The organism is Pseudomonas sp. Pseusp3, assembly GCF_047304225.1.
Lineage (GTDB): Bacteria > Pseudomonadota > Gammaproteobacteria > Pseudomonadales > Pseudomonadaceae > Aquipseudomonas > Aquipseudomonas fluorescens_CD.
Genome location: NZ_JBGLYV010000026.1, coordinates 23,279 through 48,373, shown reverse-complemented (window position 1 = coordinate 48,373; position 25,095 = coordinate 23,279). Strand labels below are relative to the sequence as shown.

Below are 25,095 nucleotides of genomic sequence, written 5' to 3'. Positions count from 1 at the left end.
CTCAATCAGATCTGCCAAGACTAGCCTGCCCGAACGTTCGGGCCTAGAGCGGCTTGGCGACAAAAGCACGAACTTGTCGCCAATGCGTGAATAAACAGCATGGCCTATTGCTGGCGGAGTTTAAAACTCGGGTCTTTACTACCTGAATCGGTTCTAAGCCGATCCTTCAGGAGAAAACTAGATGAGCATAGTTCGGACAGCATTACCCTTGGTTCTGCTAACCAGTGTCTTGACTGGTTGCGCAGGTTTGCAGAAAACCGATTGGCCGACCTGCGCGGCGGTTGGTGGTGTCGTGGGCGCGGGCCTCGGTGCGACCGAAAGCTCGGCATGGGCAGGGTATGGTGCTCTGCTCGTCGGCGGCACGGCAGCGGCTTATTGCTGGGTTCACGGGGATGGCGACGAAGACGGTGATGGTGTGCCGGACAGCCGTGACAAGTGCCCAGGCACGCCAAAAGGCGTTCAGGTCGATGCCAACGGTTGCCCACCACCAGCACCTGTGGTCGAAGAAGCGGTTGTGGTCAAGGAAGAAACCATCGTCATCCGCGATGTTCACTTCCAGTTTGATAAAGCCACGCTTACCTCGTCCGACAAACTGGTACTCGACAAGATTGCCACTCGCCTGAAAGCCGAAGCCCCGACTGCCAAACTGACCGTCACCGGTCATACCGACAGCGTGGGCAGTGATGTCTACAACCAGAAACTGTCGGATAAACGCGCCCACTCGGTGGTTGAATACCTCATCTCGCAAGGCGTACCTCGCAGTAACTTCGTGTCGGTTGTCGGTGCCGGTGAAAGCCAGCCGGTTGCTGACAACAAAACCGCTGACGGTCGTGCACAGAACCGTCGTACGGAAATCAAAATCGAGCGTTAAGCCCCCCTCGCATCCGCGCCTTGTGCAGTCGCGGATGCGGGTCTTTACTCCTGTGTAACCGGTATTGGCCGGGGACACAGGAGCTTTCAACATGATCGTTCTCACAAGGACCGTCTTGTCGGTTCTGCTACTTGGCAGCCTCTTGACCGGCTGCGCGACCCACAGTGATGGCACTGCCCCCCTCAATCAACGAACCTGGCCAATTTGCAGCCTCATCGGTGGTCTGGTTGGTGGTGGTCTGGGCGCCATCGAGAGCGGTAGTTGGGCCGCGGGTGGGGCGGCGCTGGGTATCTTGTCCGGCGGTTTGATCTGCTATGCCCAGGATGGCGACGAAGACGGCGACGGCGTTTTCGACCGACGCGACCGTTGTCCTGACACTCCCGCCAATACCCCGGTCGATCATCACGGTTGCCCGATGCCGCAGTATCCGGCCGCCAGCGTCAAACCCGAGCCCGCGCAATCCGAAGTCATCACCCTGAGCGATGACGTGCTGTTTGCCTTCAATCAATCCGACCTGACCCCGACGGCCAAGAGTCGACTGGATGCGTTGATGAGCAAGTTCGAGGATGCCGATGTGGTCAGCATCAAGGTGGTCGGCCATACCGACAGCGTCGGTTCGGATACTTATAACCAGGCCTTGTCGGAGCGACGCGCCAGCAGCGTGGCGGAATACTTGCTGAGCCAGGGTGTGGCGCCGAACAAAGTCACCAGCGAAGGCAAGGGCAAGAGTCAGCCGATTGCCGACAACGACACGGAAGCAGGGCGTGCGAAAAACCGTCGCGTGGATCTGCATATAAACCGCTGAGCCAAGAGATAGAGCCGTCGAGCGACAGTTGTGAGCGCAACGACGGCCGTTCGGCGGCCTGCATGAAGAATTTTCCGTTGCCCTCTGGCTTAACCCGCGTGGAAGCCGTTACTGTGCGCGCAAACAATAATTCTCATCGGGGGGGCGTATGAAAGTCATATGGGGGCTGGGGCGGTTATTGACCCTGGTGTTCTGGTCGGTGGTGCTGGTCAACCTGCTCACGCCGTTCGTCTTTCCGCTGCACCCGTTGGTCAATCTGGCCGGCGGCCTGTTGGGATTCATCCATCTACTGGAAGCGTTGCTGTGCTATCGCAGCCTGCGTGGTCGTGCCCATCCCTGGCTTGACCGCCTGAAGATCGTCATTTTCGGCGTATTCCACCTGCAAACCATTCCAGCCCCTACCGCTTCGAAGGCTTCCCATGCGTAAACTCTGCCTGCTCGCCGCACTCATCAGCCCATTGGCCTGCGCACAGGTGGTGAGTGTCGAACCCAACTCGTTGATGCGCTTGCCCAACACCGCCAGCACCCTGCAACTGGAACGCCTGGAAGTGGCCGATTACGGCACCTTGCTGATTCCATCGAACGTCACCGAAGTCACCGTGGGTGAATTGCATCTGGGGCGTGAAGCGCGCATCGCCATCGTGCCGGGGGAGCAGGCGCTGGCGCTGAAGGTCCGTCGCGCCGATTTGTCAGAAGGCAGCCAGATCACCGCCCGTGGCGCACCCGGGACCTATCAGAAGGCCGCTCGATCCGGACGCAATCTTGATTTGCAGATCAAGGCACTGAATGCACCGCAATTGATCGTTGATGCCCGTGGTGGCGCGGGCGCACCGGGGTTTGTCGGTCTCGATGGGGCAAACGGTGAGGAACCGGGGTGCACCTGGGGTCAGGCCGGTCGTGGTGCCGATGGCAGTGATGGCAGCAATGGACAGCCGGGGGCGCCGGGAGCGCTGGTTAAACTGGCGGTGCCGCACGACTTCCCGGCAGACCGAATCAAGGTTCAGGTGGCTGGCGGTGCCGGTGGCCTGGCCGGCCCGGGCGGCAAGCCGGGCGCGGGTGGCAAGGCCAAGGGCTGCCTGATCTACAAGGCCGATGGTGGCAAGAGCGGTAAACCTGGCGCCGACGGGCAACCGGGGCCTGAAGGCGCGGCGGGTTCGGTGACGGTTCAGCGGTTGTAAGCAATCGCCGAAAAAATGTGTGTCGTCCAGTCGATTGTCTTTGCGGGCAAGCCCGCTCCCACATTGGATTACGGAACCCTGTGGGAGCGGGCTTGGTCCGGACGGCGTTCCGACGAAGCGTTTAAAGCGTCGGCCGAACCGACGCAATCGCCACCACAGCCAACCCCACCAGCAGATTTATCCCCACCAAGCGGCGAATCCGCCCCAGCACCGCCGCCCCCGCCGGCCAATCCTGCTCGGCCACGGCGGTGCGCAGTTCCGGCAGCATCAGCGCCTGAATCCTGATAAACAGCGCGGTCATCACCACATACAAGCCCATCATTACCTGCACATAGCGCGGCGCGTTTTCAAAACCGGTGAAGTGCAGATTCAGCATGAGCACGCCGCTGACCGGCAACAGCACCACCGCCACCCAGACCCAGCGGAAAAAACCTTGAAACACTTCTACCCATAACTTCAGCCGGGCATGGCCTTCAAGTGCCTTGATCGCGGCGGGGCGCAGGACCATCCAGGCGAAAAACATGCCGCCGACCCAGACCAGGGCCGCCAGTACATGCAGGCTATAAATGAGGCTAAAAGGTGTCATTGGGTTACTCCGTTCTGCGCGGGATTCATTAGCGGGGTATGATAGCCGCCGAACCGAACCACTGAAAATTTATCCAGCGTTTTTTGCGCCCGACAATCCATGATCAGCACCGAACTCAAAACCACGATCCAGGGCGCCTACTCGCGTTTTCTCGAAGCCAAGAGCCTCAAACCGCGCTACGGCCAACGCCTGATGATCGCCGAAGTCGCCAAGGTCCTGGGTGACATCGACACCGACGACGAAGGCCGGCGCAGTGGCGACCCCGCGATAGTCGCGGTGGAAGCCGGCACCGGTACCGGCAAGACCGTGGCCTACAGCCTGGCAGCGATTCCCACGGCGAAGGCCGCCGGCAAGCGCCTGGTGATCGCCACGGCCACCGTGGCCCTGCAAGAGCAGATCGTCTACAAGGACTTGCCCGACCTGATGCGCAACAGCGGGCTGAACTTCAGCTTCGCCCTGGCCAAGGGGCGCGGGCGCTACATGTGCCTGTCCAAGCTCGACATGTTGCTCCAGGAAGGCCACGCGCAGACCGCCACGGCGCAGTTGTTCGAGGAAGAAGGCTTCAAGATCGAGGTCGACGAGGCCAGTCAGAAACTGTTCACCAGCATGATCGAAAAACTCGCCGGCAATAAATGGGACGGCGACCGCGACAGCTGGTCCACCGCCCTGGAAGACGCCGACTGGGCGCGTCTGACCACCGATCACAGCCAGTGCACCAACCGTCATTGCCCGAACTTCGGCCAGTGCGCCTTCTACAAGGCCCGCGAAGGCATGGGCAAGGTCGATGTGATCGTCACCAACCACGACATGGTCCTGGCCGACCTGGCCCTTGGCGGCGGCGCCGTGCTGCCGGACCCGCGCGACACCATCTACGTGTTCGACGAAGGCCATCACCTGCCGGACAAGGCCATCGGCCATTTCGCCCATTACACGCGCCTGCGCTCCACCGCCGACTGGCTGGAAACCACGGCCAAGAACCTCACCAAACTGCTGGCCCAGCATCCGTTGCCGGGCGACCTGGGTAAGTTGATCGAGCAGGTGCCGGAGCTGGCGCGGGAGATCAAGACCCAGCAGCAGTTCATGTTCACCGCGTGTGAGCAGGTTGCCGATTTCAAACCCGGCGAAGACGTTGAAGGCCGCGAGCGCCCGCGTCATCGATTCGTCGGCGGGGTGATTCCCGAGCACATGCGCGAAATGGGCATCGAACTGAAGAAAGGCTTCGCACGGTTGACCGACGTGTTCACCCGCCTGACCGACCTGCTCAAGGAAGGCATGGACGGCGAGGTCAACATCGGTATCGCCAGCAACCAGGCCGAAGAGTGGTATCCGTTGTTCGGCAGCCTGTTGTCCCGCTCTTCCGGCAACTGGGAGTTGTGGACCGCCTTCACCGTCGAAGACCCGGAGGACAACCCGCCCATGGCCCGCTGGCTGACTCTGGCCGAAAGTGGTTCGCTGTTCGACATCGAGGTCAACGCAAGTCCCATCCTGGCGGCGGAAATGCTCCGGCGCAATTTGTGGAACGTGGCCTATGGCTGTCTGGTGACCTCGGCGACCCTGACCGCCCTGGGTACCTTCGACCGCTTCCGCATGCGCGCCGGCCTGCCGAAAAAAGCCGTGACGGCGGTGGTGCCAAGCCCGTTCCATCATGCCGACGCCGGTGTGTTGCGGGTGCCGAACCTGAACGCCGACCCCCGTGATGCAGCGGCGCATACCGCCGCGATCATTCGTGATCTGCCTGAGTTGGTCGAAGGCTCGCGGGGCACCCTGGTGCTGTTTTCCTCGCGTAAACAGATGCAGGACGTGTTCGATGGCCTTGACCGTGACTGGCGCAAGCAAGTGTTCATTCAGGGCAACCTGTCGAAACAGGAAACCCTGAACAAGCACAAGGCGCGAGTCGATGGCGGGGATTCCAGCGTGTTGTTCGGCCTGGCGAGCTTCGCTGAAGGGGTCGACTTGCCCGGTGCCTATTGCGAGCACGTGGTCATTGCCAAGATTCCTTTCTCGGTGCCCGATGATCCCGTCGAAGCAGCCTTGTCCGAATGGATCGAGGCCCGGGGCGGCAATCCGTTCATGGAAATCTCCGTACCGGACGCCTCGCTGAAGCTGGTCCAGGCCTGCGGCCGCTTGCTGCGTACCGAAGAAGACCGCGGCACCATCACCTTGCTCGACCGGCGCCTGGTGACCCAGCGCTATGGCAAAGCCATCCTCAACGCGTTGCCGCCGTTCCGTCGAGAAATTTCCTGACGCACCGGTGGGCAGTTTTGCCCGCCGCGTTGTCTATCTCTCTGCCATCGCTTTTCCACTGGCCCATTGAAGGTCGTTAGGGAGAATTTCGTTCTCATGATTTGCCGTTCGTTGCCTGCCGTTTTTGCCCTGCTGTTCGCAACACCTTTGCTGGCCGCTCCCGCCGGCCAGCAGACGCTGTTCAACTTTGTGCGCCCCGCCGACGTGGTCCAGGTGGCGACTCAGGATGCCAGCCTGCCGCAATCCAACGCCGAGCAAACCCCCGAGGGCGAAGTGCTGCGCCGGGTGACATTTAACCCGGTCGCCCGGCCGACTTTGCGCCTGACCCCGCAAACCGGCGCCTGGGACTGGTCGCAGTCGGGCGTCATGAGCCTGCGGATCCAGAGTGCGATGAACTGGGCCTTGACCCTGTACGTGACCATCCAGAGCAACGACGGCAAGACGCTGGTCAGCCGTGTCGATCTGCCGGCGGGGCCTGCGCAAACCCTGTTGGTGCCACTGCAAGCGACATCACCGTTGAGCCAGGGCATGAAGGCTGGCCCGCCGATGCCGATGACCGTCGATGGCCAACGTGTGTTGCTGGCCAGTAGCGCCGGTGAACTGGATCGCAGAGAAGTGGTGTCGGTGAGTTTGTCGATGGACCAGCCGAAAGCCGCGCAGAGCATCCTGCTGGAGCGCTTTGGTGTGCAGGACGGTGAGTCGGTCACCCAAGCCGTGTACGGCGGGTTGGTGGACGCTTACGGCCAGTCGACCCGGGGCAAATGGCCGGAAAAGATCGGCAGCGACGAACAACTCAAAGGCGCCGCGAGCAAGGAGCAACAACAACTGAAAACCTGGCTGGCCGAGCGTGAAAAGTCCTCCCTGGACAAATTCGGTGGTTTGACCAAAGGCCCATCCTTCAAGGCCAGCGGTTTTTTCCGCACAGAAAAGCGTGACGGTCGCTGGTATCTGGTGACGCCTGAAGGCCACCCGTTCTATTCCCTCGGGGTCAATACCGTGGCCCCGGATGTCAACCAGACCTATGTTGCCGGCCGCGAGTGGATGTTCGAATCCCTGCCCAAGGCTGACGAGGCGCTGGCCAGCCACTATGGTGAAGGCGACAACCGTGGCGGCAACGGGGCCGATCAAGGGCGCGGCTACAATGCCGGTCGCTGGTATGACTTCTACGCTGCCAACCTGCAGCGCTTGTATGGCGATCCTTGTGGCCCGGGCAGCGAAACCAAAGCTGGCGTCGCCGAGGCGGCCAAGTCCGAAACGACGGAAGCGAAAGCTGCTGAGGCAAAAGCTGTCGAACCGTGCAAAGCGAAGTTCGACGAGCAGCGCTGGGCCGGTCACACCCTTGATCGCTTGCAGGCCTGGGGTTTCAACACCATCGGCAACTGGAGCGCTCCGGTATTGGGTAACGCTGATCGCGTGCCGTACACCTTGCCGCTGTCGATTGTCGGCGACTACGCCAGCATCAGCACCGGCACCGATTGGTGGGGCGGCATGCCCGACCCGTTCGACCCGCGTTTTGCCATGGCCACCGAACGCGCCGTGGCGATTGCCGCTCGCGACCATCGTGACGATCCATGGCTGATCGGTTACTACGCCGACAATGAGCTGGCCTGGGCCGGTCCCGGCGATGACCCGAAAGCCCGTTATGCGCTGGCCTACGGCACCTTGAAAATGACCACCGACGTGCCGGCCAAGCGCGCGTTCCTCAAGCAACTGCGCGACAAGTACCGCAATCAGGATGGCCTGTCGAAAGCCTGGGGCATTGATCTGCCGGCCTGGGAACTGATGGAAGATCCGGGGTTCGTACCGCCGCTCCCGAGCGCCGAACACCCGGAAATCGAAGCTGACTTCAAATACTTCCAGAAGGTCTTTGCTGACACTTACTTCAAGACCATCTCCGACTCACTCCAGTGGCACGCGCCTAACCAGCTGCTGCTCGGCGGCCGTTTCGCCATCAGCACGCCGGAAGCCGTGGAGTCCTGCGCCCAGTATTGCGACGTGTTGAGCTTCAACATGTACACCCTGCAACCCCAGGATGGTTACGACTTCGCCAGGCTGCGCAGCCTCGACAAACCGGTGCTGGTCACCGAGTTCAATTTCGGCTCGACTGATCGCGGCCCGTTCTGGGGTGGCGTCACGCCGTTGGTGAAGGAGGAGGACCGTGGTGCGGCGTATGCCAACTTCCTCAAACAGGCCTTGAGCGAGCCGTCGATTGTCGGCGTGCATTGGTTCCAGTACCTCGACCAACCGGTCACCGGGCGCCTGCTTGACGGTGAAAACGGTCACTTCGGGTTGGTGGGCATCACTGATCTGCCGTTCCAGGGCTTTGTCGACAGCGTGCGCAAGAGCAATCTGGCGACAGTCGAGCAACTGGGCAAAGAGGCCGAGAAGTCAGCGGCCGCCGCCGACAAAGCCAGCCACGACGCCGAGGGCGGCCGCAAGGCCGAGGCCGGCAAGGGACCGGGGAAGGGCGCTGGTGGGCATTCCGGGAAAGGTCACTGAGTCCTCGCCGCAAAAGCTTGGCGGCGCAATAACCGCCCGGCCCAACCCTGTTCCCAAAACCCTCAAGGGCTGGAACAATGCCCGCCACTTTGTAGAGCGTTAATCCGGGGAGTTGCGGGTGCAGATTCAGGGTCATTACGAGCTTAAGTTCGAGGCGGTGCGTGAGGCTTTCGCGGCGTTGTTCGACGATCCCCAGGAGCGTGGCGCCGCGTTGTGCATTCAGATCGGTGGCGAAACCGTCCTCGATCTGTGGGCCGGCACTGCCGACAAGGACGGGGCCGAGGCCTGGCACAGCGACACCATCGCCAACCTGTTCTCCTGCACCAAGACCTTTACCGCAGTCACCGCGCTGCAATTGGTGGCCGAAGGCAAGCTGCAACTGGATGCCCCGGTTGCGCGCTACTGGCCCGAATTTGCCGCTGCCGGCAAAGAGTCTGTCACCCTTCGTCAACTGCTCTGCCATCAGGCCGGCCTTCCGGCATTGCGCGAATTACTGGCCCCCGAAGCCCTTTACGACTGGCAAACCATGGTCGGCGCCCTGGCCGCCGAAGCGCCGTGGTGGACGCCGGGCGAAGGTCACGGTTACGCGGCGATCACCTATGGCTGGCTGGTCGGCGAGTTGCTGCGCCGTGCCGACGGCCGTGGGCCGGGTGAGTCCATCGTTGCGCGGGTCGCCAGGCCGTTGGGCCTGGACTTCCATGTGGGTCTGGCCGACGAAGAGTTCTATCGCGTGGCCCACATTGCGCGGGGCAAGGGCAATGTCGGCGATGCCGCCGCCCAGCGCCTGTTGCAAGTGACCATGCGTGAGCCAACGGCCATGACCACCCGGGCGTTCACCAACCCGCCGTCGATCATGACCAGCACCAACAAACCCGAGTGGCGACGCATGCAGCAGCCAGCCGCCAATGGCCATGGCAATGCCCGCAGCCTGGCCGGGTTTTACGCCGGCCTGCTTGACGGCAGCCTGCTGGAAAGCGAAATGCTCGATGAATTGACTCGTGAGCACAGCCTCGGCGAGGACAAGACTTTACTGACCCGGACCCGTTTCGGCCTGGGTTGCATGCTCGATCAACCGGACGTTGCCAACGCCACCTTCGGCCTTGGCCCGCGGGCGTTTGGTCATCCGGGCGCCGGCGGCTCCATCGGTTTTGCCGACCCGGAGTACGATGTGGCCTTCGGGTTTGTGACAAATACCCTGGGGCCGTACGTCTTGATGGACCCGCGTGCGCAAAAGCTGGCGCGGGTTCTGGCCACTTGTCTGTAAAAGCGGCTATCGGGTTCCGGGACTGGAACCCGATTGTCTTTTCAGTTTCAAAGCGTCTGCTTATACGGGCCCATGCGGCCTGATTTTTTGACTTCATTTTTGTGGATATCCAATGTCATCCAATAAAACCCTCGCCTTGGCCCTGTGCTTCGCTATCACCGGTTGCGCACAGACTCCACAGAAAGACGCCACGGCACCGGTCGCCAAGACTGAAAGCGGCAGCCACTGGTACTGGCCGTTCGGTTCCGACGACAGCGCTGGCAAGCCTGCGGTCAAGCCGGAGGTGAAACCTGAAGTCAAACCCGTTGCGGTGGCCAAGGCCGGAACCGATAGCGGCAGCAAGTGGTGGTGGCCGTTTGGCGGTAGCGAGCAGAGCGCCGCCAAGGCTGTACCGATGCCTGACCCGAAAGTCACCCAGGCCTGGCTTGACGACTATGAACCGCGCCTGCGCGAGGCGGTCAAGGGCAGCAACCTGCAACTCGAGCGTCGCGAAAACGTGCTGGTGGTGACTGCGCCGGTCGAAGGCTCGTTCAACCCTGATCGTCCGGCCATGTTGCTGCCGGTCACACTCGGTCCGTTTACCCGCATTGCCAAAATCCTTGAAGCCGATCCAAAGACTGCTGTCCTGATCCTCGGCCACAGTGATACGTCCGGCGCTGCGCCTGCCAACGTCAAGCTGAGCCAGGAGCGTGCCCAGGCCGTCGCGGCAATTTTCCGTCTCAGTGGTTTGCAGCGTGATCGCCTGATGCTGCGTGGCATGGGCGGTGATGCGCCGCGCGCCGCCAACGACAGCGTGGAAGGGCGTGCGTTGAACCGCCGCGTGGAGCTGCTGGTGACCCCGCAAAACACCATGGCCGCACTGCTGAGCAAGTACAACATGCCGGCGCCGGCCCCTGTGACCAGGGTCACTGCCGCTGACGTCAAGCCGGTCGCCAAGCCTGTGACACCGGCCCCGGCGTCTAAAAAAGCGGCTGTTCCAGCGGCGAAAAAAGCCCCGGCGAAAAAAGCTCCGGCCAAGAAAGCACCTGCGAAAACTGCAACGCCGGCGAAGAAAACCACGCCAGCCAAAGCCTCCGCGGCTGACAAGAAAGGCGCCACCACCGATACTGCAAAGCAGTGATTCGTTAACCAAAAGGAATGCGCCATGACCCAGGGCCTGGCTGATATGCGTCGTGACTACACCCGGGATGGCCTGACCGAGGCGCAAGCCCCGGCCGAGCCGTTTGCGTTGTTCCACCGGTGGTTTGCCGACGCGGTGAAAACCGAACAGGCGCCGGTGGAAGCCAACGCCATGACCCTGGCCACCGTTGACCAGGACGGTCGACCGCATTGTCGCATTCTATTGCTCAAGGGCCTGGACGAGCAGGGCTTCACCTTTTTCACCAACTACGATAGCGCCAAGGGCCAGCAACTGGCCGCGAATCCGTTCGCGGCCATGACGTTTTTCTGGCCGGCGCTGGAGCGCCAGGTGCGCATCGAAGGGCGGGTGGTGAAGGTGACACCCGAGGAGTCCGACGCCTATTATCAGGTTCGTCCGCTCGGCAGTCGTCTGGGGGCCTGGGCGTCGCCGCAGAGTTGCGTGATCGCCGATCGTGGCGAGCTCGAAGCGCTGCTCAAGGACACCGAGCAACGTTTCAGCGACACCCAGCCACATTGCCCGGAACACTGGGGCGGTTATCGCCTGCTGCCGGAGCGCATCGAATTCTGGCAGGGCCGCCCAAGCCGCCTGCACGACCGCCTCAACTACCGCCAGCAGGGCGCCGACTGGATTCTTGAACGCCTGGCACCCTGAGCCGCCTACCGACCGGGATAGTCTGCCGCAGCGGCCTCCAGCCACTTCGGCAGGTCTCGACGCTTGATCTTCTGCGCCCGGGCACTTGCCAACCGCTCGAGCATGAAGGCTTTTTTCTGCTCGTCCTTTCCTGCCAGCGCCAGTGCCAGGTCGCGGTCCATCCAGCGTTTGATCCGCACGTACAGCCACCAATGGAAGTACAAACCGGCAACAGTCGTGACGACGATGATAAAGTAGTCCATGAAAATCCTTGGTCGGCGGGGCGGTTTTCCGATTTTGCCGCTACTGTGTGAGTTCGTGGGGGGCGCCTTAACGGGGCCTGAATCAAAGCAATTTTACCCGGGTGATGCCGTGACAGGCGTCAAGCCGCGGGGTCTAATGAACATCTGTTTCTTTGGAGTTGATGCTATGCGTAAGTCTGTTCTGCTGGTTGCTTCCTTTTCCACGATGGCGATGTTGCTCACTGGTTGCCAATCGAGCCTGACCGGTGACTCCTACTCCCGTGACGAGGCGCGTCGTGTGCAGACCGTTCGCATGGGTACCATCGAAGCGCTGCGTCCGGTGAAAATCGAAGGCACCAAAACCCCGATCGGCGGCGCTGCGGGCGCAGTGGTCGGCGGCGTTGGCGGCAGCTCCGTCGGTGGCGGCAAAGGCAGTGTTGTTGCTGCGGTCATCGGCGCAGTCGCTGGTGGCCTGCTCGGTTCGGCCGCTGAAGAAGGCCTGACCCGCACCCAGGGCGTGGAAATCACCGTGCGCGAAGACGATGGCAGCATGCGCGCCTACGTTCAGGAAGTTCAACCGAACGAAGTGTTCCGCGTTGGCGAGCGTGTGCGCATCGCCAGTGTGAATGGCACCAGCCGCGTTTCGCACTAAGCGCAAACACCGGATAAACAAAAAACCCGATCAGGTGACTGATCGGGTTTTTTGTTTTTCAGCTGAGGGGCGTCTTGATTGGCGCCAGGCGTTATCGCTGTTTATCAGGAGGCCAGCGCGGTGCTCTTGCGGCTCGCCATCGCCGTCACTGCATAACCGATCAGCGCGGCCAGTATCGAACCGGTCAGGATCCCCATGCGGTCCATCCCGGCGAAATCACTAACGCCCGGCTCAAAGGCCAGCGAGCCGACAAACAGGCTCATCGTGAAACCAATGCCGCAGAGAATCGCCACACCCAGCACCTGGCCCCAATTGGCGCCTTGGGGCAGGGCGGCGATACCGGTTTTCACGGCCAGCCAGGTCAGGCCGAAGACACCGACGGTCTTGCCCAGGAGCAGCCCGATGGCGATGCCCATGGGCACATGGTGAGTGAAGCTTTCGACGGTGACGCCGCTCAGGGACAGGCCGGCGTTAGCGAAGGCGAACAGCGGCAGGATGCCGTAGGCGACCCACGGGTGCAGGGCGTGTTCCAGGGTCAGTAGCGGCGAAGGCTCGGCATTTTTCGTGCGCAGCGGAATGCAGAAAGCCAGGGTCACGCCGGCCAGCGTGGCGTGGACACCGCTCTTGAGTACGCAGACCCAGAGGATCAAGCCAATGATCATGTACGGTCCGAGCTTGACCACCCCAAGCCGGTTCATCCCGATCAGCGCCGCAATACAGGTCGCAGCCAGTGCCAGGGACAAGGTCGACAGCGCGCCGGAATAGAAGATCGCAATGATGATGATCGCGCCAAGGTCGTCGATGATCGCCAGGGTCATCAGGAACAGCTTCAGCGAGACAGGAACGCGTTTGCCCAGCAATGCCAGCACGCCAAGGGCGAAGGCGATGTCGGTAGCGGTCGGGATTGCCCAGCCGTTGAGGGCTGGTGGCGTGTCGCGATTGAGGTACCAGTAGATCAGCGCCGGCACCACCATGCCGCCAATCGCCGCCGCGCCGGGCAGGACGATTTGCGACGGTCTGGACAACTGGCCGTCGAGGACTTCGCGCTTCACTTCCAGGCCGATCAGCAGGAAGAACAGTGCCATCAGGCCGTCGTTGATCCACAGCAGCAAGGGCTTGGCGATTTTCAGCGCGCCGATCTGGGCCACCACGGGGGTGTCCAGCAGGCCGTTGTACAGCCACGACAGCGGCGAATTGTTGATGATCAGAGCCAGAACGGCAGCGGCAATCAGTAGCAGACCGCTGGCAGCTTCCAACTGAAAGAAACGCGTGAAAGTGCTACGCAGAGGCAAGGTCGCTCTCCATCCGTGAATTCAAAAGGTGTTACACCCTAACAAGTACTGTTAGTTGTTAAAACAAAAGTTATATTCTTTTTTGTTATATGTCGTTACAACGTAATCTGCCGGCAAGGACCTGAGCCTAGCAGTTGCCGGGCGTATTGGATCTCAGCTGTACCTGTGCTGTATGTAGGTTTTTTCCTAAGCTTGATAGTTGAGCCCTGTGACAAGGCCCACTCTTGCCTGATTCAACGAGAAAACCATCATGAGCGACAACCGACAGTGGTCCCGCGAAGCGATCCGGATCATCGAAGCCGACTTCCAGCGCAGCGCCGACACACACCTGATTCCCTTGCCGCTACCGGGTTTTCCAGGCATCGAGTTGTACTTCAAGGATGAATCCAGCCACCCCACGGGCAGCCTCAAGCACCGCCTTGCCCGCTCGCTGTTTCTGTATGCGCTGTGTAACGGCTGGCTCAAACCCGGTGCGCCGGTCATTGAAGCTTCCAGCGGTTCGACGGCGATTTCCGAAGCGTATTTCGCACGCATGCTGGGCTTGCCGTTCATTGCGGTGATGCCGGCGACCACGTCCAGGGAAAAGATCGCGCAAATTGCCTTCTACGGTGGCCAAAGCCACCTGGTGGACGACCCGACCCAGATCTACGCCGAGTCCGAGCGTCTGGCTCGCGAACACGACGGGCATTTCATCGACCAGTTCACCTACGCCGAGCGAGCCACCGACTGGCGGGCGAACAACAACATAGCCGAGTCGATCTTTCATCAGATGCGTTTCGAGCAGCATCCCGAGCCGAGCTGGCTGATTTCCAGCCCCGGCACCGGGGGCACCACGGCCACCCTGGGCCGCTACGTGCGTTATCGCCAGCATTGCACTCGCGTGCTGTGTGCCGATGCCGAGCGTTCGGTGTTCTTTGATTACTACCAGACGGGCGATGCCAGCCTGCGTCTGGATCACGGCTCGCGTATCGAAGGCATCGGCCGGCCGCGTGTGGAAGCGTCGTTTCTGCCCAAGGTGATCGACGCGATGGTCAAGGTGCCGGATGCCTTGTCACTGGCGGCCATGCACTACCTTGCAGAGCGTCTGGGACGCCATGTGGGCGGGTCGAGCGGGACCAACCTGATCGGCGCACTGATGGCCGCTCAGCAGATGAAGGCGGCGGGGGAGACGGGGTCGATGGTGGCGATTCTGTGTGACGGCGGCGAGCGCTACGCCACGACCTATTACGATCCGAAGTGGCTCAAGGCCCAGGGGTATGAATTGAGTGGCTTGATGGCTGCGGTAGCGGCGACCGTTGAGCGCGGTGAGCCATTGCCGGCCTCGGTGCTGCGCGCCAATATCTGACACACCGAAGATCGAATGTGGGAGCGGGCTTGCTCGCGAAGACGGTTTCACATCCAACATATGTATTGGCTGATCCACCGCTTTCGCGAGCAAGCCCGCTCCCACATTAGAGTGGTATCAGGCCTCGAGACCGAGGATGTCCCGGGCCACCGCTTCGGCAATGCGAATCCCGTCGACACCCGCCGAGAGAATCCCGCCCGCGTAACCGGCACCTTCACCGGCCGGGAACAAGCCTTTCACGTTCAGGCTCTGCATCGACTCGTTGCGGGTAATGCGCAGTGGCGACGACGTACGCGTCTCGATTCCGGTCAACACCGCATCGTGCAGCGAGTAACCGCGAATCTGCTTCTCGAACGCCGGCAAGGCTTCGCGAATCGCTTCGATGGCGAACGCCGGCAAGGCCAGCGCCAGATCACCCAGGGCAACGCCCGGCTTATAGGACGGCTCGACGCTGCCCAATTCGGTGGACGCTTTGCCTGCGATAAAATCGCCGACCAGTTGCGCCGGGGCTTCGTAGTTGCTGCCACCCAGCACAAAGGCGTGGGATTCCAGGCGTTCCTGCAGCTCGATACCGGCCAGCGGACCGCCCGGATAATCGACTTCCGGGGTGATGCCGACGACGATGCCGGAGTTGGCATTGCGCTCGTTACGCGAGTACTGGCTCATGCCATTGGTCACGACGCGGTTCGGTTCGGACGTCGCCGCCACGACCGTACCGCCCGGGCACATGCAGAAGCTGTAGACCGAACGACCGTTCCTGGCGTGGTGCACCAGTTTGTAGTCGGCGGCGCCCAGTTTCGGGTGGCCTGCGTACTTGCCCAGGCGCGCGCGGTCGATCAGCGACTGCGGGTGCTCGATGCGGAAACCCACCGAGAACGGCTTGGCTTCCATGTACACGCCACGGCCGTGGAGCATGCGGAATGTATCGCGGGCGCTGTGGCCGAGGGCCAGGATCACATGTTTCGAATGGATCTGTTCGCCGCCGTTGAGCTCGACGCCGACCAGTTGGCCGTCATCGATCAACACGTCGGTGACACGCTGCTGGAAGCGCACTTCGCCGCCAAGGGCGCGAATCTGCTCACGCATGTTTTCCACCACACCGGTCAGACGGAACGTACCAATGTGCGGTTTGCTGACGTAGAGGATTTCTTCCGGCGCGCCGGCCTTGACGAATTCGTGCAGGACCTTGCGACCGAGGAACTTCGGATCCTTGATCTGGCTGTACAGCTTGCCGTCGGAGAATGTCCCCGCGCCGCCTTCGCCGAATTGCACGTTGGATTCCGGGTTGAGCACGCTTTTGCGCCACAGGCCCCAGGTGTCCTTGGTGCGCTGGCGTACTTCGGTTCCGCGTTCGAGGATGATCGGCTTGAAGCCCATTTGCGCCAGCAGCAGCCCGGCGAAAATCCCGCACGGACCGAAGCCGACGACGATCGGACGCGCATTCAGGTCGGCCGGAGCCTGGCCTACCGCTTTGTAGCTGACATCCGGTGCCACGTTGACGTTACGGTCGTCGGCGAACTTGTGCAGCACCGCCGCCTCGTCGCGAACTTGAAGGTCGATGGTGTAGATGAAACACAGTTCCGAGGACTTTTTACGCGCATCGTAGCTGCGCTTGAACAAGGTGAAATCGAGCAGGTCATCGCTGGCAAGCCCTAAGCGCTGCACGATGGCAGGGCGCAGGTCTTCATCGGGATGGTCGATCGGCAACTTGAGTTCGGTGATTCGTAACATGGCGGGATCCGGTTCGCGGGGCGCACAACTGCGCCAGGGCGTTTGAAGCCGGCAATTATAAGCCCCAAAGGCAGCGTCCAGTGAGGCAAAAACCGCCTCTCGTCGAATCAGTCGTCGCGCGATCCTCCGAAATAACCGCATCCGCGCTGAACCTGGCCGTCAATTCGCAGCTCGGCGCTCATGTGCTGGATGCTGCCGGTGCTGCTGTCGACGCAACGTTGCGGTGCAACCCAGAGTTCGATGTGCTGGTTGTTGGCTTCGGTGCTGAGGTTGAAACGGCCATCGCCCAGTTGCTCCTCGACGTAGGGCACGGCCAGCGGCGGCTGGCCGGCGCGGTCGACGACCATGCCTTTGCCGCTGACTTTCACGCTCCACTCCGGGGTGTGCCCGGCGGCGCGCAGAATCAGCTGTTTGAAGTTCGGATCATCGCACGCGGTGCCCGAACGCTCGACGCGGTACAACTGCTCCAGATCGAACTGGCCGTCACCACCACTGCCGGCCACAACCCGTCCGCGCACGTCGGCAAACAGCTTGCCCTGTTTGTCCGCCAGGTTTGCAGCCTGCTGCAGGACACTGGTACCGCCCGTGTCGTTGACTACATAGCGGTTTGCCTGGTTGCACGGCTGGAACACCAGTTTGCCATCCGCTGCGGTCAACTGGCCTTGCATGCGTGTCTGGCCGACATGGGAGGCGCTCTGCCGTTCACCCTCGAACAACTGGCAAGCGGCGAACAGCGGAAGCAAGGCGACGAGGACTAGGGAACGGGCAACACGCATCTTGGGGTCTCCTGACAGGTGCCGCCACGTTACTCAGGCAAGCCTGTGATCACAAGGCTTGTGTGTCGGGGATTGAGTTGCCGGAGGCGTAGCGTCTTTCATCAACCATGGACATTGCTGCTGTTTTTTTTTGGTACTGATCGGTGCCAGCCTGATCTGTCATCGATGGTTTGAACGGCCGATGCAACAGTGGCTGCGACAGTTCGGGCACGGGCGTCTGGCGAACGGCGTGATCGTTCGCCAGTAACGCGTCTGTCAGAAAGGACGGTCAGCCGACGTGAAAGGTCTGACCTGTTTGCAGGCCTTCCACGCTCTTGGCGTAGGCCAACGCCACATCTACCGCAGGAACCGGCTTGAAGCCGCGGAAGTACGGCGCGTATTTGCCCATGGCTTCGACCAGGACGTTCGGGCTGATCGAGTTCACACGCAGGCCGCGCGGCAGTTCGATGGCGGCGGCCCGGACGAAGCTGTCCAGTGCACCGTTGACCAGCGCCGCTGAGGCACCGCTGTAAATCGGATCGTGGCTGAGCACGCCAGTGGTGAAGGTGAACGAAGCGCCGTCGTTGGCGAACTCGCGGCCGATCAGCAACAGGTTGACCTGGCCCATGAGTTTGTCTTTCAGGCCCAAGGCAAAGCTCTCTTCGGTCATCTCATTGAGCGGGGCAAAGGTCACGTTGCCCGCGGCGCACACCAGTGCGTCGAATTTGCCGGTCTGCTCGAACAGTTTGCGAATCGAGGCGCTGTCGCTGATGTCCACTTGGAAGTCGCCGCTGGTGCGACCGATGCGGATGATTTCGTGGCGTGGCGACAGTTCTTTGTCGATGGCCGAACCGATGGTGCCGCCTGCGCCGATCAATAGAATTTTCATGGATGTTGATCCTCGTTGTGGATTGAACGAGGTATCAGTTTAGGGTGGTTTTTTCTGCAGATAAGCGCGCTAATAGGCAACCTTTGGTTTTCAAATGGAAACAATCCATGAGCGAGATGGATGACCTGGCCGCGTTCGCCGTGTTGATCGAAGCGGGAAGTTTCACCCTGGCGGCGCAGCAGCTCGGTTGCAGCAAAGGCCAGTTGTCCAAACGCATCAGCCAGTTGGAGGCGCAGTTCTCCGTGGTGCTGTTGCAACGCACCACCCGCCGCCTGAGCCTGACCGCTGCCGGTGCTGCGTTGTTGCCCCAGGCACAGGCGCTGGTGGTGCAAGTCGAGCGGGCGCGCCAGGCCCTGGCGCGTCTGAAGGACGACATGGCCGGCCCGGTGCGGATGACGGTGCCGGTATCACTCGGGGAAACCTTCTTCGATGGCCTGCTGCTGGAGTTCTCCGCCAAATACCCTCAGGTGCAGATCGAACTGGAGCTCAACAACAGCTACCGCGACCTGTCCCGTGACGGCTTCGACCTGGCGATTCGCTCTGACGTGGCCATTGACCAGCGACTGGTGGCGCGCCCGCTGCTGGCGTGGCAAGAGCTGACCTGTGCCAGCCCGGCTTATCTGGAACAATACGGTGAACCGCAAACGCCCCAGGCGTTGGCCGAGCATCGTTGCCTGCTCAACAGCCATTACAGCGGCCGCGAAGAATGGCTTTATCACCAGCAGCATGAGTTGTTGCGGGTGCGGGTGTCTGGGCCGTTCGCCAGCAACCACTACAACCTCTTGAAGAAAGCCGCACTGGTCGGCGCCGGTATTGCGCGCCTGCCATCCTACTGCTTGCCAACAGAACTGGCCGACGGGCGCTTGCGATGGCTCCTGCGCGATTATCAGACCCGCAGCATGCCAATGTATCTGGTGCATCCGTATCAGGGTGGATTGCCCAAGCGCACGCAAGTGCTGGCGGACTATTTGATCGGGTGGTTCAAGCGCAGTGGGGAGGCGTTGGATCGGTTGTAAATCTTCACACGCACGTCGTCCTGTAGGAGCGAGCCTGCTCCGGGGGGCGTTCCGACGATGGACGTTAACGATGACGAGGGTTGTCTGAATGAACGCGGCGCCCTCCAGTTCTTCGCGAGCAAGCTCGCTCCTACAGAAGAGGGTTTGCGTAGTCAGGGAGGTTGGCAGGCATAAAAAAAACGGCCCGCAAAGGCCGTTTTTTGTTTACCGCAAAGGCTTAGCCACCGAGGTACGCGTCACGCACTTTCGGATCGGTCAACAGCGCTTCACCGGTGCCTGTCATCACTACCCGGCCGTTCTCCAGAACGTAGGCACGGTCAGCGATTTTCAGTGCCTGGTTGGCGTTCTGCTCGACCAGGAACACGGTCACACCGTCCTTGCGCAGCTGTTCGATGATGTCGAAGATCTGCTGGATGATGATCGGTGCCAGGCCCAACGACGGCTCGTCGAGCAGCAACAGCTTGGGCTTGCTCATCAGCGCACGGCCGATGGCGAGCATTTGCTGTTCGCCGCCGGACATGGTGCCGCCACGCTGGCTGAAGCGTTCTTTCAGGCGTGGGAAAAGTCCGAGGACCTTGTCCATCTGTTCCTGATAATCGCCCTTGTCGGTGAAGAAACCACCCATGGAGAGGTTTTCTTCCACGGTCAGGCGGGAAAACACCCGACGACCTTCCGGCACCACGGCAATGCTCTTGCGCATGATCTGCGAGGAGTCCTGGCCGACCAGTTCCTCACCCATGTAGCGGATGCTGCCGCTGTGGGCCTGCGGCGAACCGCAGAGCGTCATCAGCAGGGTCGACTTGCCGGCACCGTTGGCGCCGATCAGGGTCACGATCTCGCCCTGACGGACTTCGACGTTGACGCTGTGCAGGGCCTGGATCTTGCCGTAGAAGGTGGAAACGTTTTCGAACTGCAGCATTTACGCTTCCCCCAGGTAGGCTTTGATCACTTCAGGATTGTCGCGGATCTGTTCCGGTGTGCCGTCGGCCAGGGGCGTGCCCTGGTTGATCACGACGATGTGGTCGGAAATGCTCATGACCAGTTTCATGTCGTGTTCGATCAGCAGCACGGTGACGTTGTGCTCTTCACGCAGCACGCTGATCAGCGCCTTGAGGTCTTCGGTTTCCTTCGGGTTCAGGCCGGCGGCCGGTTCGTCGAGCATGAGGATCCGCGGACGGGTCATCATGCAGCGGGCGATTTCCAGGCGACGTTGCTGTCCATAGGCCAGGGTGCCGGCCGGGCGGTTGGCGAACTCCTTGAGGTGAACCTTTTCCAGCCAGTACTCGGCGTACTCCATGGCCTCGCGCTCGCTTTTGCGGAACGACGGGGTCTTGAACAGGCCGGACAGGAAGTTGGTGTTCAGGTGACGGTGCTGGGCGATCAGGAGGTTTTCGACCGCCGTCATGTCCTTGAACAACCGCACGTTCTGGAAGGTGCGCACCACGCCCTTGAGGGCGATCTTGTGGCCGGGCAGGCCCTCGATCGGCTCGCCGTCCAGCAGGATGCTGCCGCCGCTCGGCTTGTAGAAGCCGGTCAGGCAGTTGAACACGGTGGTCTTGCCGGCGCCGTTGGGGCCGATCAGAGCCACGACCTGCTTTTCCTTCACGCTCAGGGCTACGCCGTTGACCGCCAGCAAACCGCCGAAGCGCATGCTCAGATTTTCTACTTTAAGGATCTCGCGGCTCATTTACGCAGCTCCATGTGAGGACGTTGCATGGGCAGCAGACCTTGAGGACGCCAGATCATCATCAGCACCATCAAGGCGCCGAACATCAACATGCGGTATTCGCTGAAGTCACGCATCAGCTCGGGCAACAGGATCATCACGACAGCTGCGAGGACCACGCCCAACTGCGAGCCCATGCCGCCCAGCACCACGATGGCGAGGATGGTGGCCGACTCGATGAAGGTGAACGACTCCGGCGTGACCAGCCCTTGACGCGCGGCGAAGAAGCTACCGGCGAAACCGGCGAAGCAGGCACCCAGGGTGAAGGCCGACAGCTTGATCACGGTCGGGTTCAGGCCCAGGGCACGGCAGGCGATTTCGTCTTCGCGCAAAGCTTCCCAGGCACGGCCGATTGGCATGCGCAGCAGGCGGTTGATCACGAACAGCGCGAACAGCGCCAGCAACAACGCAACGAGGTAGAGGAATACCACCTTGCTGACCGGGTTGTAAGTCAGGCCGAAGTACTCGTGGAAGGTCTGCATGCCTTCGGCGGCCGTTCTATCGAAGCTCAGGCCGAACAGCGACGGTTTGGGGATGTTGCTGATGCCGTTCGGTCCGCCCGTGAGGTCCGTCAGGTTACGCAGGAACAGACGGATAATCTCACCGAAGCCCAGGGTCACGATCGCCAGGTAGTCACCGCGCAGACGAAGTACCGGGAAGCCCAGCAGGAAGCCGAACGTCGCAGCCATCAGTCCGGCGATGGGCAGGCAGATCCAGAAGCTCAGGCCGTAGTAGTGCGACAGCAGCGCATAGCTGTAGGCGCCCACCGCGTAGAAACCGACGTAGCCCAGGTCGAGCAACCCCGCCAGACCGACCACGATGTTCAGGCCCAGACCGAGCAGTACATAGATCAGAATCAGCGTGGCGATATCCACCGCACCGCGCGAGCCGAAGAACGGCCACACCAGAGCGACCACGATCAACCCCATGATGATCCAGCGTTGGGTGCTGGGCAGGGTCATGAAGTGGCTGACCTTCGGCGAAACCAGCGAGCCTTTCGGCGCTGACTTCATCATGGTGCTCCACTGCTTGTCGAACAGCACCCGCAGGAACATCAGCACCGAGCTGGCGGTGATGATGAACAGCGTGGAGGTACTGGCACCCAGTACTTCGAGGTTGATGCCGGCGATGGACAGTTTCAGACCGAGTACCGGATAGGCCACGGCCCAGACCAGCAGGGCGCTGAACAGCGCTTGTTTAAGATTCCTAGTCATACTTTCTCAATCTCCGGACGCCCCAACAGGCCGGTTGGCCGGAATAACAACACCAGAACCAGAAGGCCGAAAGCCACCACGTCCTTGTACTGGTCACCGAATATATCGGCACCGAATGCTTCCGCCACCCCCAGCACCAGCCCACCGAGCATGGCGCCCGGAATGCTGCCGATGCCACCCAGTACCGCCGCGGTAAAGGCCTTGAGGCCCACCAGGAATCCGGCGTTGGGGTTGATCACGCCGTACTGCATGCTCAGCAGTACAGCCGCCACGGCCGCCAGGGCGGCACCGATGACGAAGGTCAGGGCGATGATGTTGTTGGTGTTGATGCCCAGCAGGTTGGCCATCTTGATGTCTTCGGCACAGGCCCGGCAGGCGCGTCCCAGGCGTGAACGCGAGATGAACTGGGTGAGGCAGAGCATCACCACCAGGGTCACCACGAACACCAGGATCTGCATGTAGGAGATCAGCACTTCCTGTGCGCCGCCCGGACCGAAACTGAAGCTGCCCGGAATCAGGTTGGGGATCGATTTGTCCTTGGAGTCCTGCGAGAGCAGTACGGAGTTTTGCAGGAAGATCGACATGCCGATGGCCGAGATCAGCGGGATCAGACGGTTACTGCCCCGCAGAGGGCGGTAGGCGATCCGTTCGATGCTGTAGCCGTAGGCACTGGTTACAACGATGGTCGCCAGGAATGCGGCGGTCATCAACAGTGGCAGAGAATGGATACCCAGCATGGCCAGTCCGGCAAGGACGATGAAGGCCACGTAGGAACCGATCATGTAGACCTCGCCATGGGCGAAGTTGATCATTCCAATAATGCCGTAAACCATTGTGTAGCCAATGGCAATCAGGGCATAGGTGCTGCCAATGGTCAGCCCATTAACCAGCTGTTGGAAGAAGTGATAGATCTCAGGCATTACAACGCTCCTAAAAACCTGATACGCATTTCACTGGTGGAGTCATGTTCCGGCCCGGGCTGTGTGGTCTGTAGCCACCTTCGCACGAGCGTTTGCCAGCGAACCGCTGGTGACGGTTTTAAGATTTTCAGGTAAATCAGCTCCCGGATCGCGGGACTCTGACCTATTAACCTCGTAAAACAAAGCCCACTGCTTGCGCAGTGGGCTCTATTACTCATGGAGCCAGTTTACTGAGGCGAAACTTCGGTCTTTGGTTTACCGAAATGCCACTGATAAACCACGAACTTGAAGTCCTTCAGGTCGCCCTTGTCGTCGAACGACAGGTCGCCGGTCGGAGTCTTGAAGGTGCCTTTGTGAATGGCTTCAGCCACCTTGGCAGTGTCTTCGCTCTTGGCGGTCTTGATACCTTCGGCGATCACTTCGACGGCCGAGTAGGCCGGGAACACGAACGGGCCGGTCGGGTCCTGTTTCTTGGCGGCGAACGCCTCAACCAGCGCCTTGTTGGACGGGTCTTGGTCGAAAGATTTCGGCAGGGTCACCAACAGGCCTTCGGAAGCGTCCTGGGCGATTTGCGAGATGGAGTCGTTGCCCACACCTTCAGGTCCCATGAACTTGGCGTTCAGGCCCTTTTCCTTGGATTGACGCAGGATCAGGCCCAGTTCCGGGTGGTAGCCGCCGTAGTAGACGAAGTCGACGTTGGCTTGCTTGAGCTTCTGAATGATCGAGGAGAAGTCCTTGTCACCCGCGTTGAGACCTTCGAACACGGCAACCTTGACGCCTTTGCCTTCGAGGGTTTTCTTCACGGAAGTGGCGATGCCTTCACCGTATTGCTGTTTGTCGTGCAGCACAGCAACGATTTTCGGTTTTACGTGGTTGGCGATGTAGTTACCGGCGGCAGGGCCCTGGGCGCTGTCCAGGCCGATGGTGCGGAACACCATTTTGTAACCACGTGCGGTGATGTCCGGGCTGGTGGCAGCCGGGGTGATCATGATCACGCCTTCGTCTTCGTAGATGTCCGAAGCCGGTTGAGTGGAGCTGGAGCAGAGGTGACCGACAACGAATTTCACACCATCGTTGACCACTTTGTTGGCGACGGCCACGGCTTGTTTAGGGTCGCACGCGTCGTCGTATTCCTTGGCTTCGAGCATCTTGCCGTCGACGCCGCCCTTGGCGTTGATCTGCTCGATGGCCATCTTGGCGCCGATGAACTGCATGTCGCCGTACTGAGTGACCGGGCCGGTTTTAGGGCCGGCGATGCCGATCTTGATGGTGTCAGCTGCGAACGAATGGCTGGCAACCCCGGCCAGAACCATAGCGGCAAACAGTTTGGAAATCTGCTTAGTAGCCTTAGTCATAGTGCTCCACTCTTACTGTTGTAGTTTTTATAGTCCTGGCGCCGAAAGCAGCAGAACCGGGTCAGATATCTGCGACATTCCCCGGAAAAGTCCCTCGGCAACTGTACCGGTACAGTGTAGAGCGCCGATTGTCGGCCTGGGAAGGCGGCGCCGGGGGACAAAACCTGCAGATGTCGCTTTATTGAAAGAAAAAGACAGAATTGCGGCGGGGGTGTTGAGAGGCTTATAGCCGTATTCCGTGCATTCCCTGGCTTTCCTGCGCTTTTCATTTCGGTCACTCAATTGCATCCGGGTTTTTCTGCCAGACAACCGACGTTATCATTCGCGTCGATTTCTTTTCCGGACAGTCCCATGAATCAAGAACCTAGCACCCTCTATGCCAAGCTGCTTGGTGAAACCGCATCTATTTCCTGGAAAGAGCTGGAGCCGTTCTTTGCCAAGGGTGCCCTATTGTGGGTCGATCCTGGCCTGGATTTGATCGCCGCCGCCGAGGCGGTGGCCCAGGATGAAGGGGAGAAAGTGGCTGCCTGGCTGGCTGCTGACAAACTCGCCAAGCTGTCTGAAACACGGGCGCTGGATCTTTTTGAACGTGATCCGCAGTTGTGGGCCGTGGTTGTTTCGCCGTGGATTCTGGTCCAGGAAAGGGCGCAGGCTTAATAAGCTGCACCTGAATGGTGCACTGCTTTCAGAGGGAAAAGTGTGTAGCCGAGTAGCGTGATGGCACGTTGCCGTAGAGAAAG

At 60.8% G+C, this 25,095-nt stretch carries 24 protein-coding genes; 13 read left to right on the top strand and 11 right to left on the bottom strand.

Annotated elements, in window-relative coordinates; all coding sequences use genetic code 11:
- The first annotated feature begins 181 nt into the window (after positions 1–181).
- From ACCD00_RS11460 to ACCD00_RS11445, 4 genes are all read left to right on the top strand, one after another.
- The gene (locus ACCD00_RS11460; protein ID WP_085715599.1) at positions 182–871 is read left to right on the top strand and encodes an OmpA family protein; all 690 of its coding nucleotides are present in this window, start codon (positions 182–184) and stop codon (positions 869–871) included.
- Between the two features lie 91 nt (positions 872–962).
- Positions 963–1,676, top strand: coding sequence for an OmpA family protein (locus ACCD00_RS11455; RefSeq protein WP_413424517.1), 714 nt, complete (start codon positions 963–965; stop codon positions 1,674–1,676).
- 148 nt (positions 1,677–1,824) lie between these two features.
- On the top strand, positions 1,825–2,103 hold the full coding sequence (locus ACCD00_RS11450; protein WP_085715597.1) for a DUF1145 domain-containing protein: 279 nt from the start codon (positions 1,825–1,827) through the stop codon (positions 2,101–2,103).
- A complete protein-coding gene (locus ACCD00_RS11445; protein WP_413424515.1) occupies positions 2,096–2,854 on the top strand; it encodes a collagen-like protein in 759 nt (252 codons plus the stop codon). Before ACCD00_RS11450 ends, ACCD00_RS11445 begins: the two co-directional genes overlap by 8 nt.
- Before the next feature lie 121 nt (positions 2,855–2,975).
- On the opposite strand, the gene ACCD00_RS11440 is transcribed toward ACCD00_RS11445, so the two are convergent.
- Positions 2,976–3,440, bottom strand: a complete 465-nt coding sequence (locus tag ACCD00_RS11440) for a CopD family protein (RefSeq protein ID WP_413424513.1) — start codon at positions 3,438–3,440, stop codon at positions 2,976–2,978.
- A gap of 99 nt (positions 3,441–3,539) precedes the next feature.
- Between ACCD00_RS11440 and dinG the strand changes: the two genes are divergently transcribed.
- From dinG to pdxH, 5 genes are all read left to right on the top strand, one after another.
- Positions 3,540–5,684 carry an ATP-dependent DNA helicase DinG gene (gene dinG / locus ACCD00_RS11435; protein ID WP_413424511.1) on the top strand — a complete coding sequence of 715 codons (2,145 nt, stop codon included), beginning with the start codon at positions 3,540–3,542 and terminating at the stop codon, positions 5,682–5,684.
- Between the two features lie 96 nt (positions 5,685–5,780).
- The gene (locus tag ACCD00_RS11430; protein ID WP_413424509.1) at positions 5,781–8,183 is read left to right on the top strand and encodes a beta-galactosidase; all 2,403 of its coding nucleotides are present in this window, start codon (positions 5,781–5,783) and stop codon (positions 8,181–8,183) included.
- A 118-nt stretch (positions 8,184–8,301) separates the two neighbouring features.
- A complete protein-coding gene (locus tag ACCD00_RS11425; protein WP_413424507.1) occupies positions 8,302–9,447 on the top strand; it encodes a serine hydrolase domain-containing protein in 1,146 nt (381 codons plus the stop codon).
- A gap of 112 nt (positions 9,448–9,559) precedes the next feature.
- Entirely contained in the window at positions 9,560–10,567 is a 1,008-nt protein-coding gene (locus ACCD00_RS11420) for an OmpA family protein (RefSeq protein WP_413424505.1), read from the top strand.
- Positions 10,568–10,591: 24 nt separating this feature from the next.
- The gene (gene pdxH / locus ACCD00_RS11415) at positions 10,592–11,239 is read left to right on the top strand and encodes a pyridoxamine 5'-phosphate oxidase (protein ID WP_413424503.1); all 648 of its coding nucleotides are present in this window, start codon (positions 10,592–10,594) and stop codon (positions 11,237–11,239) included.
- Positions 11,240–11,244: 5 nt separating this feature from the next.
- Here pdxH and ACCD00_RS11410 read toward each other — a convergent pair whose 3' ends face one another.
- A complete protein-coding gene (locus tag ACCD00_RS11410) occupies positions 11,245–11,481 on the bottom strand; it encodes a hypothetical protein (protein WP_413424501.1) in 237 nt (78 codons plus the stop codon).
- Between the two features lie 166 nt (positions 11,482–11,647).
- Here ACCD00_RS11410 and ACCD00_RS11405 point away from each other — a divergent pair, with 166 nt between their 5' ends.
- Positions 11,648–12,112 carry a glycine zipper 2TM domain-containing protein gene (locus ACCD00_RS11405; protein WP_008016451.1) on the top strand — a complete coding sequence of 155 codons (465 nt, stop codon included), beginning with the start codon at positions 11,648–11,650 and terminating at the stop codon, positions 12,110–12,112.
- 104 nt (positions 12,113–12,216) lie between these two features.
- On the opposite strand, the gene nhaA is transcribed toward ACCD00_RS11405, so the two are convergent.
- The gene (gene nhaA / locus ACCD00_RS11400; protein WP_413424499.1) at positions 12,217–13,404 is read right to left on the bottom strand and encodes a Na+/H+ antiporter NhaA; all 1,188 of its coding nucleotides are present in this window, start codon (positions 13,402–13,404) and stop codon (positions 12,217–12,219) included.
- A 247-nt stretch (positions 13,405–13,651) separates the two neighbouring features.
- Here nhaA and ACCD00_RS11395 point away from each other — a divergent pair, with 247 nt between their 5' ends.
- The gene (locus ACCD00_RS11395) at positions 13,652–14,749 is read left to right on the top strand and encodes a PLP-dependent cysteine synthase family protein (RefSeq protein WP_413424554.1); all 1,098 of its coding nucleotides are present in this window, start codon (positions 13,652–13,654) and stop codon (positions 14,747–14,749) included.
- Positions 14,750–14,866: 117 nt separating this feature from the next.
- On the opposite strand, the gene ACCD00_RS11390 is transcribed toward ACCD00_RS11395, so the two are convergent.
- The 3 genes from ACCD00_RS11390 to ACCD00_RS11380 form a co-directional block, all read right to left on the bottom strand.
- Positions 14,867–16,480: an NAD(P)/FAD-dependent oxidoreductase gene (locus tag ACCD00_RS11390; protein WP_413424497.1), complete on the bottom strand. Its 1,614-nt coding sequence runs from the start codon at positions 16,478–16,480 to the stop codon at positions 14,867–14,869.
- 107 nt (positions 16,481–16,587) lie between these two features.
- Positions 16,588–17,256 carry a COG3650 family protein gene (locus ACCD00_RS11385; RefSeq protein ID WP_413424495.1) on the bottom strand — a complete coding sequence of 223 codons (669 nt, stop codon included), beginning with the start codon at positions 17,254–17,256 and terminating at the stop codon, positions 16,588–16,590.
- A gap of 268 nt (positions 17,257–17,524) precedes the next feature.
- On the bottom strand, positions 17,525–18,124 hold the full coding sequence (locus ACCD00_RS11380; protein WP_413424493.1) for a short chain dehydrogenase: 600 nt from the start codon (positions 18,122–18,124) through the stop codon (positions 17,525–17,527).
- A 107-nt stretch (positions 18,125–18,231) separates the two neighbouring features.
- On the opposite strand from ACCD00_RS11380, the gene ACCD00_RS11375 reads away from it, so the two are divergent.
- Complete coding sequence (locus ACCD00_RS11375) at positions 18,232–19,140, top strand: LysR family transcriptional regulator (RefSeq protein WP_008052920.1); 909 nt, start codon at positions 18,232–18,234, stop codon at positions 19,138–19,140.
- Between the two features lie 217 nt (positions 19,141–19,357).
- Here ACCD00_RS11375 and ACCD00_RS11370 read toward each other — a convergent pair whose 3' ends face one another.
- The 5 genes from ACCD00_RS11370 to ACCD00_RS11350 form a co-directional block, all read right to left on the bottom strand.
- Entirely contained in the window at positions 19,358–20,059 is a 702-nt protein-coding gene (locus ACCD00_RS11370) for an ABC transporter ATP-binding protein (protein WP_413424490.1), read from the bottom strand.
- Complete coding sequence (gene livG / locus ACCD00_RS11365; RefSeq protein WP_413424488.1) at positions 20,060–20,827, bottom strand: high-affinity branched-chain amino acid ABC transporter ATP-binding protein LivG; 768 nt, start codon at positions 20,825–20,827, stop codon at positions 20,060–20,062.
- Entirely contained in the window at positions 20,824–22,080 is a 1,257-nt protein-coding gene (locus tag ACCD00_RS11360; protein WP_413424486.1) for a high-affinity branched-chain amino acid ABC transporter permease LivM, read from the bottom strand. The genes livG and ACCD00_RS11360 overlap by 4 nt, the downstream gene beginning before the upstream one ends.
- A complete protein-coding gene (gene livH / locus ACCD00_RS11355; RefSeq protein ID WP_046043982.1) occupies positions 22,077–23,000 on the bottom strand; it encodes a high-affinity branched-chain amino acid ABC transporter permease LivH in 924 nt (307 codons plus the stop codon). The genes ACCD00_RS11360 and livH overlap by 4 nt, the downstream gene beginning before the upstream one ends.
- 227 nt (positions 23,001–23,227) lie before the next feature.
- Positions 23,228–24,355, bottom strand: coding sequence for a branched-chain amino acid ABC transporter substrate-binding protein (locus ACCD00_RS11350; RefSeq protein WP_413424484.1), 1,128 nt, complete (start codon positions 24,353–24,355; stop codon positions 23,228–23,230).
- 351 nt (positions 24,356–24,706) lie between these two features.
- On the opposite strand from ACCD00_RS11350, the gene ACCD00_RS11345 reads away from it, so the two are divergent.
- The gene (locus ACCD00_RS11345; protein ID WP_111281502.1) at positions 24,707–25,012 is read left to right on the top strand and encodes a DUF2288 domain-containing protein; all 306 of its coding nucleotides are present in this window, start codon (positions 24,707–24,709) and stop codon (positions 25,010–25,012) included.
- Positions 25,013–25,095 lie beyond the last annotated feature (83 nt).